The organism is Candidatus Pelagibacter sp. HIMB123 (assembly GCF_052048195.1).
GTDB lineage: Bacteria > Pseudomonadota > Alphaproteobacteria > Pelagibacterales > Pelagibacteraceae > Pelagibacter.
The window spans coordinates 23500-41998 of sequence record NZ_JBNAIL010000004.1 but is presented as its reverse complement, the minus strand read 5'-3'; the positions used below and the strand labels follow the sequence as shown (position 1 = coordinate 41998).

Annotated in this window: 18 protein-coding genes; 8 read left to right on the top strand and 10 right to left on the bottom strand. The window is 31.4% G+C overall.

The annotated features are described in order from the left end of the window. Positions 1-9: 9 nt before the first annotated feature. Positions 10-1167: a Gfo/Idh/MocA family protein gene (locus tag ACTTBL_RS00850; RefSeq protein WP_440643199.1), complete on the bottom strand. Its 1158-nt coding sequence runs from the start codon at positions 1165-1167 to the stop codon at positions 10-12. A 6-nt stretch (positions 1168-1173) separates the two neighbouring features. Further along, entirely contained in the window at positions 1174-3018 is a 1845-nt protein-coding gene (iolD, locus tag ACTTBL_RS00845) for a 3D-(3,5/4)-trihydroxycyclohexane-1,2-dione acylhydrolase (decyclizing) (RefSeq protein WP_440643198.1), read from the bottom strand. Positions 3019-3110: 92 nt separating this feature from the next. On the opposite strand from iolD, the gene ACTTBL_RS00840 reads away from it, so the two are divergent. Both ACTTBL_RS00840 and ACTTBL_RS00835 read left to right on the top strand, forming a co-directional pair. After that, complete coding sequence (locus ACTTBL_RS00840) at positions 3111-4553, top strand: NAD-dependent succinate-semialdehyde dehydrogenase (protein WP_145597379.1); 1443 nt, start codon at positions 3111-3113, stop codon at positions 4551-4553. 3 nt (positions 4554-4556) lie between these two features. Continuing rightward, positions 4557-5351: an HpcH/HpaI aldolase family protein gene (locus tag ACTTBL_RS00835; RefSeq protein ID WP_440643197.1), complete on the top strand. Its 795-nt coding sequence runs from the start codon at positions 4557-4559 to the stop codon at positions 5349-5351. Here the strand turns inward: ACTTBL_RS00835 and ACTTBL_RS00830 are convergent. The 3 genes from ACTTBL_RS00830 to ACTTBL_RS00820 are packed head-to-tail and all read right to left on the bottom strand — an operon-like array spanning position 5348 to position 7585. Continuing rightward, entirely contained in the window at positions 5348-6163 is an 816-nt protein-coding gene (locus ACTTBL_RS00830; protein WP_440643196.1) for a 3-methyl-2-oxobutanoate hydroxymethyltransferase, read from the bottom strand. The two genes, ACTTBL_RS00835 and ACTTBL_RS00830, sit on opposite strands and share 4 nt — an antisense overlap. Beyond that, on the bottom strand, positions 6163-6579 hold the full coding sequence (locus ACTTBL_RS00825) for a MarR family transcriptional regulator (protein ID WP_072090655.1): 417 nt from the start codon (positions 6577-6579) through the stop codon (positions 6163-6165). Before ACTTBL_RS00825 ends, ACTTBL_RS00830 begins: the two co-directional genes overlap by 1 nt. 28 nt (positions 6580-6607) lie before the next feature. Further along, a complete protein-coding gene (locus ACTTBL_RS00820) occupies positions 6608-7585 on the bottom strand; it encodes a DUF1907 domain-containing protein (RefSeq protein WP_440643195.1) in 978 nt (325 codons plus the stop codon). An 88-nt stretch (positions 7586-7673) separates the two neighbouring features. Here ACTTBL_RS00820 and ACTTBL_RS00815 point away from each other — a divergent pair, with 88 nt between their 5' ends. Genes ACTTBL_RS00815 through ACTTBL_RS00800 form a run of 4 tightly spaced genes read left to right on the top strand, consistent with a single transcriptional unit; the run spans position 7674 to position 11440 of the window. Beyond that, a complete protein-coding gene (locus tag ACTTBL_RS00815; protein WP_440643194.1) occupies positions 7674-8618 on the top strand; it encodes a ketopantoate reductase family protein in 945 nt (314 codons plus the stop codon). Beyond that, on the top strand, positions 8618-9487 hold the full coding sequence (locus ACTTBL_RS00810; RefSeq protein ID WP_440643193.1) for a 2OG-Fe(II) oxygenase: 870 nt from the start codon (positions 8618-8620) through the stop codon (positions 9485-9487). The genes ACTTBL_RS00815 and ACTTBL_RS00810 overlap by 1 nt, the downstream gene beginning before the upstream one ends. A 31-nt stretch (positions 9488-9518) precedes the next feature. After that, positions 9519-10502: a phytanoyl-CoA dioxygenase family protein gene (locus tag ACTTBL_RS00805; protein ID WP_440643192.1), complete on the top strand. Its 984-nt coding sequence runs from the start codon at positions 9519-9521 to the stop codon at positions 10500-10502. Positions 10503-10519: 17 nt separating this feature from the next. Beyond that, complete coding sequence (locus ACTTBL_RS00800) at positions 10520-11440, top strand: NAD(P)-dependent oxidoreductase (protein WP_440643191.1); 921 nt, start codon at positions 10520-10522, stop codon at positions 11438-11440. Here ACTTBL_RS00800 and ACTTBL_RS00795 read toward each other — a convergent pair. Further along, positions 11433-12515, bottom strand: a complete 1083-nt coding sequence (locus tag ACTTBL_RS00795; RefSeq protein ID WP_440643190.1) for a Gfo/Idh/MocA family protein — start codon at positions 12513-12515, stop codon at positions 11433-11435. The genes ACTTBL_RS00800 and ACTTBL_RS00795 overlap by 8 nt on opposite strands. A gap of 31 nt (positions 12516-12546) precedes the next feature. After that, positions 12547-13716: a cytochrome-c peroxidase gene (locus ACTTBL_RS00790; RefSeq protein ID WP_440643240.1), complete on the bottom strand. Its 1170-nt coding sequence runs from the start codon at positions 13714-13716 to the stop codon at positions 12547-12549. Positions 13717-13884: 168 nt separating this feature from the next. On the opposite strand from ACTTBL_RS00790, the gene ACTTBL_RS00785 reads away from it, so the two are divergent. Further along, positions 13885-14355 (top strand): tetratricopeptide repeat protein, encoded by a 471-nt coding sequence (locus ACTTBL_RS00785; protein WP_440643189.1) that lies wholly within the window; start codon positions 13885-13887, stop codon positions 14353-14355. Between the two features lie 41 nt (positions 14356-14396). Here the strand turns inward: ACTTBL_RS00785 and ACTTBL_RS00780 are convergent, their stop codons facing one another. From ACTTBL_RS00780 to ACTTBL_RS00770, 3 genes are all read right to left on the bottom strand, one after another. Continuing rightward, the gene (locus ACTTBL_RS00780) at positions 14397-15449 is read right to left on the bottom strand and encodes a TRAP transporter substrate-binding protein (protein ID WP_440643188.1); all 1053 of its coding nucleotides are present in this window, start codon (positions 15447-15449) and stop codon (positions 14397-14399) included. Between the two features lie 86 nt (positions 15450-15535). Then, positions 15536-16825 carry a TRAP transporter large permease gene (locus ACTTBL_RS00775; protein ID WP_440643187.1) on the bottom strand — a complete coding sequence of 430 codons (1290 nt, stop codon included), beginning with the start codon at positions 16823-16825 and terminating at the stop codon, positions 15536-15538. Further along, entirely contained in the window at positions 16825-17421 is a 597-nt protein-coding gene (locus ACTTBL_RS00770) for a TRAP transporter small permease (protein WP_440643186.1), read from the bottom strand. Before ACTTBL_RS00770 ends, ACTTBL_RS00775 begins: the two co-directional genes overlap by 1 nt. A 111-nt stretch (positions 17422-17532) precedes the next feature. Here ACTTBL_RS00770 and ACTTBL_RS00765 point away from each other — a divergent pair, with 111 nt between their 5' ends. Next, entirely contained in the window at positions 17533-18498 is a 966-nt protein-coding gene (locus tag ACTTBL_RS00765) for a hydroxyacid dehydrogenase (protein WP_440643185.1), read from the top strand. The last annotated feature ends 1 nt before the right edge of the window (position 18499 follow it).

The window sequence follows — 18499 nt, the reverse complement described above, 5'->3', positions numbered from 1 at the left end:
TTTTTTAAATTAATTCATTATATTTTTAATTTCTTCCAACGTAAAAGGTTTGGGTTTTTTACAAGTTGTTTTTATTTCCTGAGGAATACCTGTTTGTGATGCTCTCATGGTAGAATCTATTATATCTAAAACATGAAGAGATAACTCTCCATTACATCTATGCTCTAAATTATTTTCAATTGCATAAGCCATTTCTGATAAACCAGCACCTCTATAATTTGCGTTAGTAGGTGACTCATTTGCTCTAGAACTTTGACTCTTGATGTTAATCTTACCTAAAGGCATCATGTCTGTTTTGTGCTCTCCCCAATTACCTCCGGCTGTGACTGAGACAAAAGCAGATCCACCAAACATGTTTGGATCAGGAACAATTATTGATCCTTTGTTTCCATAAAGCTCAATATGATTTCTTTGATGAGCAACAACATCAAATGATAAAGTTATTTGAATTATACAATCATTTTCAAATTGTATTGTTGCCAAGTAAGTTGTAGGTGTTTCAACTTTAAATTTTTGACCTTTTTTCGGACCAATTCCGATTTCTCTTTCTTCAAAAACTTTTGTACATCTTCCTTGCACTTGTTTTGCTGGTCCAATTAGATTTACTAATGCAGTTAAATAGTATGGACCCATATCAATAACAGGTCCTCCTTCATTTTCTGCAAACCAACTTTCTGGATTTGGGTGGTAGGATTGAACTCCTGGAAATGCAAATATAGCATTTCCTAATTTAATATCACCAATTACACCATTATCAATTAACTCTCTAGTTTTTTGAATTCCTCCACCTAAAAATGTATCTGGAGCATTTCCTATATAAAGATTTTTTTCTTTAGCTAGTTCAAGTAATTTTTTTCCATCCTCAAAATTTACTGCCATTGGTTTTTCAGCATATGAATGTTTTCCATTTTCTAGAGCCATTTTAGAAACTTCGTAATGTGCTCCTGGGATCGTCAGATTAAGAATTATTTCAATTTCTTTATCTTTTAAAAGTTCTTCTACTGTTAAAGCTTCAATGTTATAATGAATTGCGCACTTTTTAGCTGCTTCCATATTTATGTCTGCACACTTAACTATTCTAATATTATTAAAATATTCTTGAGCTCTAAAATAAGTTTCTGAAATATGACCACAGCCAATAAGACCGACTTTGAAAATTTTGTTCATAAAGGTTTATACACCTTGTCTTTGTTTGCTTTTTCCTTCTTTATAAAGTTTTAAAGCTTCTTCATTCTCTTTAGTTGTCGGAATTTCTAGTGTAGGGCTATCCCAAAAAGCTGATCCCTCAACCCATTTATAAGCATGGGTTTTAATTGAAATAACGTATGTTACATCAGATGCTTTAGCTCTTTTGAATGCAGCTTCAAGATCTGAAATTGAATTAACATGCTCAGATTTAGCTCCCATACTTTCTGCATGTTTTGCAAAATCAACATCAACTAATCCAGGAGTATTAGAACTCTTTAATAAGTTATTATATTCTTTACCACCTTTAAATAATTGAAGTCGATTGATAACTGCAAACCCACCATTATCACAAACTATAATTATTAATTTATTTTTTGTAATAACTGATGAGTATATATCTGTGTTGTTTAAAAGATAAGAACCATCTCCGACAAAAGAAATTACTTCTTTATCTGGATTAGCCATTTTAATTCCAAGCGCTCCAGAAATTTCATAACTCATACAACTAAAGCCCCACTCTGTTTCATGAGTATTTAGTTCTCTGGGTCTCCAAACTTGAACAACTTCACCAACTAAACCTCCTGCTGCAGTAACAGCAATATCTGATGGGTCAGAGTTTCTGTAAATTGCACCAATTACCTGAACATAACTTGGAACTTCTTGATTTGTTGGCGCACTCTCTTTATCTATATGTTCATTCCAAGATTTGAGTTCAGTTTGAGATTTTTTATTCCATTCTTCTCCAGCTTTCCAACTACCTAACGCTTGTGAAAGTTCAGTTAATGAAACTTTAGCATCTCCAATGACCGCTTGCGCTAAATGTTTGTTAGCATCAAATCTTGATACATTTATTGAAACTAGTTTAAAATTTTCGTTTTCAAAATTTGCCCATGAACCAGTTGTAAAATCTGCAAGTTTGGTTCCAACTGCAATTGCTAAATCTGTTTCTTTTGCTAATGTATTTGTATTTTTTCCACCTAATCCCCCAATCTGACCTGCAAAATGAGAATGGTCCCTTTTCATGGTAGAATATCCCATTACAGTTTGAGTGACTGGTATGTTGTGTTTAATTGCAAATTGACTTAACTCATCCATTGCATCTGAGTAAAAAACCCCACCACCTGAAATTATAATTGGATTTTTAGATGACTTAATTTTTTCTGCTGCCTCTTTAATTTGAAATTCATCCGGTCTTGGTCTTCTAATCGCGTGAACTCTTTCTTTAAAAAATTCTTCGGGGTAATCAAAAGTTTGACCTTGTATATCTTGACTTAAAGCGATACATGCGGGACCACAATCTGCAGGATCTAACATTGTTTGAACTGCTGCCGGGAATGATTGAATAATCTGCTCTGGTCTGGTTATTCGATCAAAATATCTTGTAACTGGTTTAAATGCATCATTAGCCGTAATACCAGGGTTGTTAAAATGCTCAACTTGTTGCAATACTGGATCTGGCATTCTATTTGCATAAGTGTCTCCAGGTAAAAATAAAATTGGTAATCTGTTACTCATAGCAACTGCGGCAGCGGTAACCATATTTGTTGCCCCAGGGCCAACAGAAGATGTTGCTACAAAAATTTGTTGTCTTCTTTTTGCTCTAGCATAGCCAATTCCTGTAAGAGCCATATTTTGTTCATGATGCCCTCTATATGTTGGAAGTTCTTTTTGATTTTCCTCTAGTGCTTGACCTAAGCAAGCTACATTTCCATGTCCAAAAATTCCGAAGACACCTGGAAATAAAGGTTCTTTTTTACCATTAATTAATATTTTCTGAGCAATTAAATATTTAACTATCGCATGAGCACATGTGAGGGTAATTTTTTTCATAAAATTGTTTATCTTTTAATATGTATAATGTTTATATATAATTCTATTTATAAATTAAAAAACCTAATTAAGTAAACTTAAAAATAAATTCTATGTACGAAAAATTTGGACAATTCATTGACGGTAAATGGCAACAAGCTGAAAAAAAAGAAACTTACGACGTAATCAACCCTGCAACAGAAGAAGTAATTGGGAAAGCATCAAAAGCTTCATCTATTGAAGTGCAAAAAGCATTAAAGTCTGCAGAAAAAGGTTTGGAAGTTTGGAAAAACACTGCACCATGGCAAAGAGCTTATGTGCTTAGAAAAATTGCAGACATGATGAGAGAAAAAAAAGATGTTATAGCAAAATGGTTAACTCTTGAAGTTGGAAAACCTCTTGCAGAAGCAGTTGGTGAAGTTGGTGGTGGAGCTGATATTTTTGAGTGGAATGCTGAAGAAACAAAAAGAATTTATGGACAAACACAGCAAAGTAGATTTCCAGACACTAGAGTTCATGTTTATTATCAACCTGTAGGAGTTGTTGCAGCTTTAGTTCCTTGGAATTTCCCAATAGTTTTAGCATCTAGAAAAATTTCTACTGCCCTAGCTGCAGGATGTTCTGTAATTTGTAAGCCAGATGTAATTACTCCTGGTGCTGTAATGGAATTAGTAAACATTTGTAAAGAAGCTGGAGTACCTGATGGTGTTGTAAGTCTTTTGTCAGGTGATCCTGCTGAAATATCAAATGAATTAATGGAGTCTGATATAATTAAAAAAGTTTCAGTTACTGGATCAACTAGAGTTGGTAAAATTATTTTAAAAAAAGCAGCTGATAAAGTTCAAAGAGTTACTATGGAGCTTAGCGGACATTCACCTTTTATTGTATGTGAAGATGTAGATATGAACAAAGTAGCTGATATAGCAATAACTGGTAAATTTAGAAATAACGGTCAAGTCTGTATTTCACCTAATAGATTTTATATCCAAGAAAATAGAAAAGAAGATTTTGTTAATGCTTTTATTGAAAGGGCAAAAAAATTAAAAATTGGAAACGGTATGGATGAAGGTGTGGATCTTGGACCTTTAACTACCGCTAAAAGATTAGAAGAAATAGAAAAACTAGTTGAAACTACTAAAAAAGAAGGAGCAAAAGTATTAATGGGTGGACAAAGACCTTCTGGTTTCAACAAGGGATACTATTATGAACCAACAGTCTTTGATGATGTTAAAGATAATTTTACAATTATGAAAGAAGAACCTTTCGGTCCACTAGTTCCAATTTTAACTTTTAAAACTTTTGATGAAGTAATTGAAAGAGCAAACGATAATGACTTAGGATTATGTAGTTATTTATACACTAACTCTATGGATAAAGCTCACATTGGATCTGAAAAATTAGAGTCTGGTTGTGTTGCAGTCAATACTGGAGTTGTTGCTATTGCTGAGGCACCTTTTGGAGGAATAAAACAAACTGGTTATGGTCGTGAAGGTGGTTCAGGAGCGATAAAAGATTATCTAAATGTGAAATACACTCACATGGGATTAAAAATCTAGAAAATGAGAAAAAATAAAATCAAACAAATGATGAAAGAAGGCAAACCTGTTATTAACGGCTGGTGTGCGATTCCAAGTACAGCCTCTGTCGAAGCAATGGCTCATCAAGGTTGGGACTCTTTAACTATCGATATGCAGCATGGTTTAGTTGACTACAGTAATGCGCTTCCCATGCTTCAGACAATATCAACAACAGATGTAACTCCTTTAGCTAGAGTTAATTGGAACGAACCAGGTCAAATTATGAAAATTTTAGATGCTGGATGTTACGGAATCGTTTGTCCGATGGTAAGTAATAAAAAAGAGGCAGAGAATTTTGTTCAAGCTTGCATGTATCCACCTGAAGGTTACAGAAGTTTTGGTCCTATTAGAGGTTTAATTTATGGTGGAGCTGATTATGCAGATCACGCTAATGAAGAAATACTAAAATTAGCAATGATAGAAACAAAAGAGTCTTTAGAAAATCTTGATGAGATAATGTCTACACCAGGTGTTGATGGTATTTATATTGGTCCAGCAGATTTAAGTTTAGCAATAGGTGAAAAACCTGGTTTTGATAGGTCAGAATCTACAAAAGCTTATTCTGAAATTTTAAGAATTCTAGAACATGCTAAAAAAAATAATATTTTTGCAGGAATTCATAATGGTACTACAGAATATGCTACTAAGATGATCGAAAAAGGTTTTGATTTTGTAACTATAGCTTCTGATTTAAGAGCTTTAAGTGCTGGCGCTAAAGCTACAGTAGATAAAATGAAAGGTTCTTTATCAAAAAAAGACGACAACTCTACTTACTAATCAAGTTGGTCTAAAAATTCCTCAAATTGTTTTTTTTCTAGATTAGACGATTGTTTTTTTCCTGGAAATTTTCCATTCATTGAATCTTTTTTAAAAGCCTTAAGAGCTTTTACTCTTTCTAGTTTTATTTCATTTCTAAGTCTCAATAAATTTCCATATGCTTTTGAATGTCTTGGGGGATTTTCTATATCACCACAGATATCTTCCATAAATAAATACATTACATCAGCGTTTTTACCTGAACCTAATGAAACAGTAACTATATCTGTACGCTTTGATATTTCACCCATTACATTTTCAGGTATTACTTCACACTCAGCTGAAAAAGCACCTGCATCTTCTAATCTTTTAAACTTTTGAAAAAGCTCGTATGCTTCATCAGCAGTTTTACCTACAGCTCTTAATCCACCAATCCAAGTAGATTTTCTTGGAACTAAACCTAAATGCCCCATTACTGGAACATCTTCTTTAGCCAGCATTTCAACTATATCCATACTTCTTGGTGTCATAACTGCATCCGCACCATTCTCCAATGCTTTAAAAGCTCCACGCATAATATCCTCTGTAGTTACAAACTCATTTAAAACTAAAGCAGCTGTTAAAAATAAATTTTTTGAACCTTCTCTTACAGGAATTACATTTTTTGCATTTGATATAATCATATCAAATCCTGCCTTTTCAGCTGCCTCAGCTTCTTCAACACTATTCGCTGTAACTTGTGTAAATTTTCTTTTTCCTTTTGCTGCTTTTAAATCCCCAACAGTCAAAGTTCGTTTTGCTGGCTTAGCAGCCCAAGTATAGATATTCTTCATTATTTAACACCTTTATAAAGAATATCTCTCCTATCAATAAATTCCTCGAAGGTTTTAATGGTAATTACTGAAGGTAATATAAATATAGATCTTTTATCTCGCTCATTTCTTATAATTCTAAAATAACCTTTTTTAATTGCAGTATCGATATAAACATTTGAGGTTAAGTATGATTTCTCGATCACTTTAAGTAATTGATTTTTTGTAATTGATTTATTTTTGTAATAAGCAAGCATCACCATATGCAACATTATCCAATGTTGTGGAGTTAAAGAAAACCAATTCAATAACTCGTTAGCTAATCTTCCTTCAAAATCTCCAAGTGATATTTCTGCTAATTGAATTCGTTTTTGAGTAAGTTTTGGAATTTTTTTTTGTTCTTCGAAGTGCTTAGGATACTTGAACTGTCTTTTCATTTAAATAAATTTAAACTCATTGAGTTTTCTATTCAATACTATTTTTACTTAATAGTTCCTTATAAATGTTATTTACTCTATGTACTTCAGTAGCAGTATTAAAATAACCCTCATATTCTATTTCTTCAGGCGTGACATCAAAATGATAGTGTCCAGCGTCTTTATCATGTTCATAAGAATGAAAGTGAGTGTGTTCACCAGACTCTCTTAAATTTAATTCCCCTCCAGTAGGATCTCCAGTCCAAAGAACTGTATAACACTGTAACTTTGGACCAACAGGTTCATAAAATTGAAGAAAATCTTTTACACACTTCATTTGTTTTGGATCATAGTATTCATGTTTGATGTCTTTATAATCTGGTTGAACATGAGATCTTACTTTTCCCTCCAGTATTCTAAATACACCTGCAAGAGCAATCTGTTCATTTGCTTTAAGATTTAAATTATTTGACAATGAAGACCTCATTGCTTGTGGCAATGAACCTTGATCTCCTGATCTTCCTTTGATTTTTATTTTAATTACTTTTCCTTGTTTACCATCGGTATAATAAATGTTTCCAAGTCCACCATGTTTCCTTGCGCTATATTTTTCAACAATACATTTTTTATCAGGACTTACTCTTGCAATTATAGATCTAGACTCATCGGTAATTAAATTTTCATTAATTACTAATTCACCACAGTGGCCGTCCAAACACGACATTGCACCAGATCCTGCACCTAAAGCATAAGATTTTTCTGATCCGATCATTTTTGAAATTTCTTCATAATCAAATTCTGCACCAATAAAATTAGGATCATGCATGTATGGCTCTCCCCCAACATCTATGATTTTTTGGTTACCGCTTATACCTTCAGATGGACAATCCCATTCACGAAGATTAGGACAATCAACAACTTCTACTTCAACAATTTTAAAATTTTCAGAAAGTCCTTTTTTTAATGCACTCGCTATATCTTCAAGTGAATGATTTGTGAAAGTTCCTTTTTCTATTTTTAATTGCATAATGTTAATAAGCTATAATTTATTTTGCATATTGTCTATAGATAATATATATAATTTCTATACATAAATAATTTTAAAAAAGGTAACGATGATAAATAAAGATTTAAAAGTAGCTGTATTAGGTGCAGGTGCTATGGGATGTCTATTTGGAGGATTGCTAGCTGAAAAAGGTTTAAATGTAACTTTAATTGACGTTTGGAAAGAACATGTTGATGCAATTAACAAAGATGGTTTGAAAATGGATGGTCATGGTGGAGATCGTATAATTAAGGTTAATGCTACTTCAGATCCATCATCGTTAGATAAAATGGATACAGTGATTGTTATGTGTAAAGCAACTGCATTGGAACCAGCATTAAACAGTATTAAAAATATTATTGGTGAAAAAACAGTCTTCATGTCATTTCAAAATGGGATTGGCCATGAAGCAATAATTCAAAGTATCGTTGGAAATGAAAAGGTAATCGGTGGAACAACGACGCAAGCTTCAAATATTTTAGGACCAGGTCATATAATGAACCATGGCGCATTACCTTCATGGATTGGTGAATATGAAGGAGGAATAACAGAGAGAATTACGGAAATAGCTGATACTTTTACTGCACATAATCTTGAAATGATTGCAGCTGAAGATGTAAAAAAAAGAAAATGGATGAAGCTTTTTGCTCTAACAGCAATAGGTCCTCTTTCAGCTATATTTGATCTACACCACACTGATCTTTACGTAAATAATAAGGCTAATGATGTTTCAAGAGGACTTGGTAAAGAAATCATTTTAGAGACAAGAGAAGTGGCACTTGCTGATGGAGTTAATGTTTCTGAAGATGAATGTCTATTTATGTTCAATAAAATTGTAGATTCTATGCAAACTAACAAATCTTCAATGGCTTTTGATGTTCAGTACAAAAGAAAAACTGAAATTGATTTTATTAGTGGAGCAGTTTCTAAAATAGGAAAAAAACATGGAGTAAAAACACCTTTAAATGACCTGATGTATAAAATGATTAAGGTTAAAGAAGGTATGTATAGTTGATGCTTAAAATCAATCGATTAAAAAAAATTAAAAGTAATTTTCCTGTATTGGTTGGAGATAAAGTTATTGAGAAAAATAATTGTAATTTATTAATTGATGAGATTAGTAAATCTAAAGCCTTTGACGACATGATTATGGGTGGTCGAAGCAGAATTAACAAAGGCTCAAAAAATTTTAAAAACTATATTAAATCTTCAAATAATTCTGCAAAACTATTTAAACTTTTTAATAGCAAAACATTTTATAAAAAAATTGAAACTCTTTTTTCTAAAAATTTTAAAGATGGATCTTGGACAAACACTCACAAACCAAAAATATTTAATCAAAAAAAATTTACTATTAAAAAGAAACTAAATTCAAGCGAACTAAAAAAATTGTTAGGAAATAATTACACTAACCCAAAAGTTAATTTAGATATTGATTTTTCAGTTTCTAAAGGAGGATACAGATTACGTCCTCATAGAGATGACATCACAAGATTATACAATTTCTTAATTTACCTGACAGATATTCCAAAAAAAAATGGAGGATCACTTACGATTTATAGAAAAAAATCAAAGAAAAATTTAAGAAAAAGTTTCAGAAGATTTCCAAAGATGAGTGAATTGGAAGTGGTCAAAGCTTTCACGCCAAAAAAAGGGACTGTGGTTTTTTTTCAATCTACACCAAATTCTTATCATGGGGTTAAACGTTTTATAGAAAAAAACTGTCCAAAAAGATTTTTTATTTATGGAAGTTATGCTCTGAATAAGCCAGTTATTTGGAATTATAAAGGAACAGCTTACTATCCGCACATTATCAGTACCAAGAAAAGAATGTTAACTTCTTTTCATGACGCAAACTATTTAACAACTGCTCCAAAGAATTGATATTGTCACTAAATTCTACTAGTTTCTATTAATGGTAAATAATCTTAAAAACAAATTATTTGAACATGGGTATTTGAAAGTAAAAAACGTGCTTAACTTTCAAAGAGATTTAAAGCCAATCCTTAATGATATGGAATTTGTAATGGATTGTTTAATTCAAAAATTTGCAAAAAAAAAAGATGTCAAAAAAGTTCTTAATTTAGATTTTAAAAAAAAATATTCTTATATATCAAAATTAAAAATTGATGATTTAGATCAGTATTTTAATACTAGATTACCAAGAGATCATGTTAAGAAAGATAGTGATTATTTTGCTACTCAATCTTTATGGAATTTAATTACTAATAAAAACATTTTAGATGTTGTTGAAAAAATTTTGGGTAAAGAAATCATGTCTAATCCAGTACAAAATACTAGAATTAAACAGCCTGAAAAAAAATTACCAAAAGGGTCAATTTTAGATGGTTTAAGTGGACGAACGCCCTGGCATCAGGATGCCGCTGTTCTCAATACTAAAGGACAAAAATTAACCGACATGGTTACTGTATGGATACCTTTTACAAAAACTACTAAAAAAAATGGTTGCATGATTACTGTTAAGAAAATTAATAAAATGGGATTATTAAATCATATTGCTGGTTATAGAGGGCAAGTAGAAATTAAAGACAGCAAATTACTGGATGAAATGCAACATATTCACTTAGAAGCAGATGTTGGGGATGTAATTCTTTTACACAAACATTCAATTCATTGTTCTCTACCGAACAGATCAAATGATTTTAGAATAAGTGCGGACCTTAGATATAATGTAGCTGGCCAACCTTCTGGAAGAGATCCGCTACCGAATTTCTATGTAAGAAGTAAAAATAAAAAAAATCTCAAAATTCAGAATTTTAAACAATGGTTAGCACTCTGGGAAAAAGCAAAAGAAAAGTGTATTCCACGTAAATATGCTTTTAAATATCCTCTTCCTACTTTTAAAACAAATAAAAGGGATTTGTCTAAACTTATTTAAAATATCAATTATTAATTATGAAAATTTTGATAACTGAATTTATTAATAAGAATAGTTTAGACGACTTAAATAATAATTTTGAAATCAAATTTGATGAAAAGCTTTGGGAAAAAGAAGAGGAACTTTTAGAAATAATTAAAGATTATGATGGTTTAATTGTTAGAAACAAAACTCAGGTTAATAAAAAAATTTTATCTAACGCAAAAAATTTAAAATTTATTGGAAGATTGGGTGTTGGTTTGGATAATATTGATACTGAATTTTGTAAAAGTAAAAATATTCATGTCCAACCAGCAACTGGTATGAATGCAGTTTCTGTGGCAGAGTATGTAATTTCATCTTCGATGTCTTTGATAAAAAAAATTCCTATGTTTCATAATGGAACGGTCAAAGGTAATTGGCCTAGAACTACAATTAAATCTGCTGAAATAAATGGAAAATGTATTGGAATAGTAGGTTTTGGGATCATTGGTAGAAAGGTTGCAGACTATAGTTTGAAAAATGGCCTAAATGTTTTGGCTTATGATCCTTACATTAAAAAATTAGATGATAATGAGAAAAATTATAAATTATCTTCATTAGAATATGTATTTAAAGATGCAGATATTATTTCTTTACACTTACCATTAACCGAAGAGACAAAAAATCTAATAAACAAGTCTTCATTCTCTAAAATGCAAAAACAGCCAATAATAATTAATACTTCAAGAGGTAGTGTTGTAAATGAGAATGATCTTATAGATGCTTATGATCAAAATCTAATTTCAGGATTTGCATTAGATGTGTTTGAAAATGAACCTATTAAAAAAGATTTATACGAAAGAATAACATCTGAAATGAATTGTATTTTAACACCTCATATTTCAGGTGTCACTACAGAGTCAAATATTAGAGTTAGCAATTTTATAGTTAAAAAAGCGATTGATTTTTTTAAGTAATTATCTCGCTTAACTTAACTACTCTTCCAAGTTTAATTGATGTCTCAGCAGCTTCTCCAACAGCAACTGCGATTAATCCATCATTCAAAGATACCTCTGGCTTTAATTTATTTTTTACTGCATTTATAAAGGCTAAATGTTCATAATAAGTTGAACCATGATGATGTCCTGCTTCAAGTATTTTTGGATCCACACTAACACTTTCTTGTTTAGTTTTTCCGTCTCTCATACCAATTCTTACATCAGAAGTAGTTTTCCCAGACTCGTTTGAAGGAACTGAAGTTTCAATTTTACCAATATTTCCTGTTGCAGTTAACTCTTCTTGCATTTCAGAATTTTCAGCAAACATACAAAGCTCAAGCATACTTCTTGAGCCATTCTCAAAATTAACAATTACATAAGCGTTATCAATAATATCTGGTTTTTTACCATCATACTCTTCATCTAAATGATTTACATCTTGTCCCCCACTCGCATAAACACTTACGGGCTCACTCTTAACAATAAAACGCATCAAATCAAAAAAATGACAACACTTTTCAACTAAAGTTCCTCCGGTATTTTTTTCAAATCTGTTCCAATCATTTACTTTTTTTAAGAAAGGAAACCTGTGTTCTCTTATTGTTAATGTTTTTAGATCACCAATTGTTTTGTTGTGAATTTCTTTGATAAATTTTGAAACAGGAGGCATGTACCTATATTCCATTGCAGTCCAAAAAACTGAAGGGTAATTTTTAGTAAGTTTTTCTATTTCTAAACAATCTTTTGTCTTAGTGCACAAAGGTTTTTCAACCAATATATGTTTCTTGGTTTTAATTACATCTTTTAAAATTTGAATATGAGTAAAATTTGGAGATGAAATTATATAAACATCAACTAAATTTTCTTTGATCAGATCTTCATGATTTTTAAAACAAACAACTTCTGATTTGAGTAATTCTTGGCACTGTTTCAAAGATTCATCATAAGGATCTGAAAGAGCAACTACTTGAGCTTCATCTATTAAAGATAAATTTAAAATATGTTCTCGAGCCATTGTGCCAGCTCCAATTATTCCATATTTAATTTTTTCCATATTTATTATTTATCAGTTTAATTAAATAAGTTTAATCAATTGTTAATCCACTTGGTACTTTTTCTGGTTTACCGAGGGGTCTTTGATTTCCACTTTTTCCAGTTAGAGATTGTAAAAAAGATACCAATTGATCAATTTCTTTTTCACTTAAATCTATTGGTTTAATATCTATACTCGAAATAATTCTATCCTGTTCTCTTTTGTCAGAAAAAGTTACAAAATCTATTTGCTCTAACCATGGAGCCTTAGGTAAATTTGCATATTGAGGTTTCCAATTTTTATTCATAACTACTGGATTTAAATGATGTTTAATTATGCCTTTAAGTGTTGGATAAGCACCATTATGACCATAAGGTGCAGTTAAAGAAACATTTCTTAGCGCAGGAGTTTTAAATTTATACATGTCGTCTACATCATCTGTTTCAACCATTCTTCCAACATCACGTGCATAAGGATCAAAAGGCCTTGTCCTTCCAGGCCCAAATTGAGGAATTCCTATTGAATGAAATTTTTGATCAGACAATAAAGGCCCGGAATGACATGAGCTACAATTTGCTTTGCCATAGAATAAATTCATACCTGCAATCTGATTTGAATTTAAAGCTGATTTATTTCCATTTAAATATTCATCAAATGGAGAGTCAAAAGAGGTCCATTCATGAATTTCAAAAGCTGCAATTGAATTTACTATATGTGTAATATTTATATCTAAAGCATTATCAACATCCTCAAATGCATGTTTAAACATTTCAACATACTCGGGAATTCCTCTTATTCTATGAGTGATTACAGGCCAAACTCTATCTATTCTCATACTGTCTTTACCAACTTTCGAAACAAGTCCTATAATTTCATTTTCACCTGGATTTCCAGCCATTTCAAATTGTCTTGTCATTGGAAATAAAGCTTGTACCGCAACTATATTATCAAGCCCTTTTGGAAGTAGTTCTTGTGCTGGGGTATTAAAACCATTGCCAAATATATCAGATTTAGTCACTCTACCGTCATGAAGCAATGTTGTAATGTCTTTAAATCCTAAATTCCATAATGCTAAAGCATTCCTTGGAATACGTTTTTTAATTTTATCATCCCCCGTTCCAGCTGTTCTTTCTAATCCAATACCATGTCCTCCTTCACCAATTCCTAATGAAAGTCCATCTGAACCACCTAGATCATGACTATGGCAGGTTGCGCATGCAATGTTTCGATTTGCAGATAAAATTTTATCATGAAATAAAAGTCTTCCAATTTTAACTTTTTCTACTTCAACTTCATGAAAATCTTCGCTCTTTAATGGTTTTGGTAAATCAATTGCGTAAGATTTATTTACTGAAATTAAAAATGGAATTATAAATATTATTATTTTTAAATGATTAAATATCTTTTTATACTGTTGTTTCTTCCATCCATAGTTTTTGCAGAAATAGAAAATGCTAGAGATTTGATGGAAAAAGGAAAATTTAAGGAAGCTATGGAAGAACTTATGCCAGCAGCTAGATCGGGTAATGCAGATGCTGAGGAGCTTATTGGAATTATGTACGCTATGGGTCTTGGTGTTGAAAGAGATGATGTTAGAGCTTTTGAATGGTATCTCAGATCTTCTATGAAAGGTCATCCTGGCGCTCAATCTGGTGTTGGATGGTATTACGAAATTGGTAGAGGGCTTCCTGCTCCCGATCTTGTTAGAGCTTATATGTGGTATGGTTTGTCTGCTATTGGTGGAGACCCTGATGCTGCAATTTCTCAGGAAGAAGTTATTAAAAAAATGACTCCTGAACAAATTGAAAAAGCTCATATTCTCATAAAAGATTATAAATCTTGGATATATCCTTTTAGATAATAGGGCGAATAAATATCCGCCCCATTAAAATTATTTAGAAATTATAAATCTTTTTTATATGCACTAGATGCTTTTTTCTCAGCACTTGCTACTGCTTTAGTCAAAGCGTTGAAAATTTCTTTTCCACCTTTAACATTAGATTTAAACCAATCATAAACTGGGCTAGCAGCTTTTTTAAAGCTAGCTTTTTGATCAGGCGTTGGAACATATAAATCTCCACCACCTGCTACAAAGTCCTCATAAGCTTTGATTGATTTTCTCTTTGGAGAAGCAAAAGTTGCTTGCTGCAAAGCATAGAAACCATCTGTCACTACTTTTTTAAGATCTGGTGACATAGATTCATATTTTGCATTGTTCATCCACCATAATGCTCCCATGTATGCATGACCGTCTAAAGTAACGTATTTTAGACCTGCATCAGGAAACTTCATGTTCATAATGTCAGTAATTCCATTTTTAGAACCTTCAACTACACCAGTTTGAAATGATGTAAATAATTCAGGCCATGGAATAGGAGTTGGAGATGCACCTAATGCTCTTACAAGTTCCTGAGGTAAATCAGCTACAACTGTTCTGATTTTTAAACCTTTCATGTCGGACGGATTTGCAATTCTTCTTTTTGTATTAGCAAAATTTCTCCATCCTCCAGTGTTTCCAATTGTCATCAATCTAATTGAATCATTAGAATCTTTTAGAGCCATTTTTCTCATTGTTCTTACAAAATCACCTTGCATTACATCTTCAGCAATTCTGTCATCGGCCATTAGATAAGGTAAATCTAAAACTTGAACATATGGAAATACACCTGCAGCACCTCCAGAAGTAGAAATGTAAATATCTATACTTCCATCAGATACACCTTGTAAACACTCAGCACCTTTTGAACAAAGCTGTGTTCCTACAAATAGTTCTACAGCTATTTTTCCATTTGAAGCTGCTTCTACGTAGTTTTTAAATACTACAGCACCATCATAATCTTCATCTTGATCATTAGAGTTCATTGTCATTCTCAAGTTATAATCTGCAGCTGAAACAGATGCAGTAAAACTGATTAAGAATAATAATGAAAAAAATGATTTTATTAATTTACTCATAATTATTTCCCTCTCTTTAAATATTTATGTATATAAACTATACTTAAATTGATTTAGAGAGTCTATCGAGTAGTAAAAAAATATATTTATTTTGCAAAACCAGTTAGCAAAGGAATAGTCATTGAGATTGATGGAAAATAGGTTATTAAGAATATAACTATAGCCTCTACTGCTAAAAATGGCAATATAGCTTTTGCTATTGTTTCAACTCTTTCCCCAGATACAGAAGATGCAACAAATAAAACAAGGCCCATTGGTGGGGTTGCTAAACCAACAGTTAAATTAACAGACATTATAATTGCAAAGTGCACAGGATGAACACCTAGCTCAACAAATACTGGTCCAAGAATTGGTCCTAAGATAATTATCGCTGGACCTGCATCTAAAAACATTCCAACAACAAATAATAAAATATTTATAAGAAATAACAAAACATATGGATTATCAGTTAATCCCAAAACAAATGCAGCAAGATGCTCTGGAGCATGTGATAAACTTACAACTGTTTTAAAAGCCATCGCAGCACCAACTAAAAGAAGAACTACTGAAGATACCATTGCTGCTTTTGTCATAACCTTAGGAACATCTTTCCATTTTAATGATTTCAGAACAAATAGACCTATAAACATTGCATAAGCAGCCGCTACAGCTGATGCTTCGGTTGGTGTAAAAATTCCTCCAAGTATTCCACCTAAAATTATTACAGGTGTCATTAAAGGGAAAAAAGCTTTAAGAGATGCTTTGCCTCTTTGGCTCCAAGTAGTTTTTTTTGTTACAGCAGGAAAATTATATCTCTTAGCCATAAATTTTATTGTGATCATTAAGCTTACGCCAACTAAAATACCAGGAACTATTCCAGCTAAAAATAATGCAGCAACACTTTCACCCATTACATAGGCATAAATAATCATAATGCCTGATGGAGGAATGATTGGTCCAATTACAGAACTAGCTGCAGTGATAGCTGCTGCAAATTTTTTTGTGTATCCTTGTTTTTCCATCGCAGGAATAAGCATTGATCCAATTGCGGATGTATCAGCTACCGCTGAACCTGATAAACCAGCAAACAACATTGAAGTCAGAACATTGACATGAGCTAATCCACCTTTTAAGTGACCCATCATTGCTTGACTAAATTCAACTAATCTGTGAGTTATTCCTCCCCTATTCATTAATTCTCCTGCTAACATAAAAAAGGGTATCGCCATCAGAGGAAAGCTATCTATTCCATTATAAATGTTTCTATAAAGCATAGCTCCATCTCTTGCTTGATCATTTAGCCAAAGTAAAATTCCTGGTGCTGCTAACAGTCCAAAAAATACAGGCAAACCAATTAACAAAAATAATAAAAACAAAGGAAGAAACCAAACTAACATTATTGTGTCTCCAGTTTTTGTTTATCGTAATCTTCAGGTAAGTCTAACTTAGTAAAATTTGTAAGAATATTTCTTAGAATTAATTCTATGTTTACAGAAATTAAAAAAATAATTCCTATTGGTAATGACATGTACATCCAAGCTAATTTTATTGGTTCTGCTTTTCCACCAATTAAATGAAAAGGAATTTTTATCGAAGAAGAATTAAATATCCATCCTGCATTAATATGTTTAAAACCTAATTCTAAACCTATTACCAAGACGAAAAGAGATACTATTAATAAAAATAAAGCTAATAATGTTGATATAAGTTTTGGTAAAAATCTCTCTAATAAATCAATAGAAACAAATCCGCCCCATCTATAGGCAGAAGGTGCGATCAATCCTGTCATCCATAACATTAAAAATCTAGCAACCTCATCGGGCCATGGTAGTGCATTATTTAATACATACCTAAAAAATACTTGTACTAAGATAACAATCACCATCAAAAGTATTGCTATCCAGGCAAACTGTCTGCCAATTCTTAAAAAAAAAGTATTTATTTTCTCAAGGATATTAAAAACAAATAGGAGAATATTAATTGTCAAATTCACAGCTAAATTTATTTTAATTATTTAATAAATACAACTTTAATCAAAAAACTAATTTACTTTATAGAATAATTTTCGTATTAAAAATGCTCTCTAAAAAATTGACATATAATTATGAGTAATAAAAAAAAGATATTAATTATTCAAAAAGTCCATGAAAAAGGTATGGAATTAATTAACAATCATCCTAACTTTGATGTTGAGGTAACTGATGACACTTCAGTAGAAAACTTAAAATCAAAATTAAAAGATTGCGATGGTGCATCAATAAGAATTGCAAAGCTTCCTGGTGAAACCTTTGAAGAAGCAAAAAATTTAAAAATTATTTCAAGACATGGTGTTGGTTACGACAATATCGATTTAAAAAAAGCTAAAGAAAAAGATATAAAAATAGCAATAACAGCTAACGCAAATGCTGTGACAGTAGCGGAACATGTAATGTTTGTTTTGTTAAATATTGCAAAAAGAAAAGACTTATTTGACAAAACAGTAAGAGACGGAAACTTTAAAGAAAGAAATAAATTACCAAAAACAATAGAAGTTTGGAAAAAAAATTTTTTAATAATGGGGTTTGGAAGAATAGGAAAAGCTTTAATCAAAAGATGTCTAGGTTTCGAAATGAATGTATTTGTGTACGATCCATTTGTAGACAAAGATAAAATTGAGGAATTAGGTGGAAAAAAAGTAGACGATCTAACTGAAGCAGTAAAAACTATGGATGTTATTTCTCTCCATATGCCTTTAACGGATAAAACTGAAAATTTAATTAATTATGATTTATTAAAAACAATGAAAAAAACTTGCATTATCATTAATGCAGCAAGAGGTGGAATTATTCATGAAGAAGATCTTGATAAAGCACTCAATGAAAATTTAATTTTTGGAGCTGGAATTGATGTTTTTAAAAAAGAACCACCTGATGACAATAATCCACTTCTTAAAAATGAAAAAGTTTATTTAAGTCCACATACTGCAGCTTTTACCGATGAATGTATGACAAGAATGGGTAAAGAGACAATTCAAAATATTATTGATTTTTTTGAGGAAAAGTTAGAAAAATCTAAAATTGTAAAACTTTAAT

Excerpts from the sequence above, each read along its gene's own strand:
- ACTTBL_RS00805 (WP_440643192.1), top strand. The coding sequence starts at position 9,519 with ATGGTAAATAATCTTAAAAACAAATTATTTGAACATGGGTATTTGAAA.
- ACTTBL_RS00840 (WP_145597379.1), top strand. The coding sequence starts at position 3,111 with ATGTACGAAAAATTTGGACAATTCATTGACGGTAAATGGCAACAAGCT.
- ACTTBL_RS00820 (WP_440643195.1), bottom strand. The coding sequence starts at position 7,585 with ATGCAATTAAAAATAGAAAAAGGAACTTTCACAAATCATTCACTTGAA.
- ACTTBL_RS00775 (WP_440643187.1), bottom strand. The coding sequence starts at position 16,825 with ATGTTAGTTTGGTTTCTTCCTTTGTTTTTATTATTTTTGTTAATTGGT.
- ACTTBL_RS00850 (WP_440643199.1), bottom strand. The coding sequence starts at position 1,167 with ATGAACAAAATTTTCAAAGTCGGTCTTATTGGCTGTGGTCATATTTCA.
- ACTTBL_RS00825 (WP_072090655.1), bottom strand. The coding sequence starts at position 6,579 with ATGAAAAGACAGTTCAAGTATCCTAAGCACTTCGAAGAACAAAAAAAA.
- ACTTBL_RS00765 (WP_440643185.1), top strand. The coding sequence starts at position 17,533 with ATGAGTAATAAAAAAAAGATATTAATTATTCAAAAAGTCCATGAAAAA.
- ACTTBL_RS00795 (WP_440643190.1), bottom strand. The coding sequence starts at position 12,515 with ATGGAAAAAATTAAATATGGAATAATTGGAGCTGGCACAATGGCTCGA.
- iolD (WP_440643198.1), bottom strand. The coding sequence starts at position 3,018 with ATGAAAAAAATTACCCTCACATGTGCTCATGCGATAGTTAAATATTTA.
- ACTTBL_RS00815 (WP_440643194.1), top strand. The coding sequence starts at position 7,674 with ATGATAAATAAAGATTTAAAAGTAGCTGTATTAGGTGCAGGTGCTATG.
- ACTTBL_RS00810 (WP_440643193.1), top strand. The coding sequence starts at position 8,618 with ATGCTTAAAATCAATCGATTAAAAAAAATTAAAAGTAATTTTCCTGTA.
- ACTTBL_RS00780 (WP_440643188.1), bottom strand. The coding sequence starts at position 15,449 with ATGAGTAAATTAATAAAATCATTTTTTTCATTATTATTCTTAATCAGT.
- ACTTBL_RS00830 (WP_440643196.1), bottom strand. The coding sequence starts at position 6,163 with ATGAAGAATATCTATACTTGGGCTGCTAAGCCAGCAAAACGAACTTTG.
- ACTTBL_RS00835 (WP_440643197.1), top strand. The coding sequence starts at position 4,557 with ATGAGAAAAAATAAAATCAAACAAATGATGAAAGAAGGCAAACCTGTT.
- ACTTBL_RS00800 (WP_440643191.1), top strand. The coding sequence starts at position 10,520 with ATGAAAATTTTGATAACTGAATTTATTAATAAGAATAGTTTAGACGAC.
- ACTTBL_RS00785 (WP_440643189.1), top strand. The coding sequence starts at position 13,885 with ATGATTAAATATCTTTTTATACTGTTGTTTCTTCCATCCATAGTTTTT.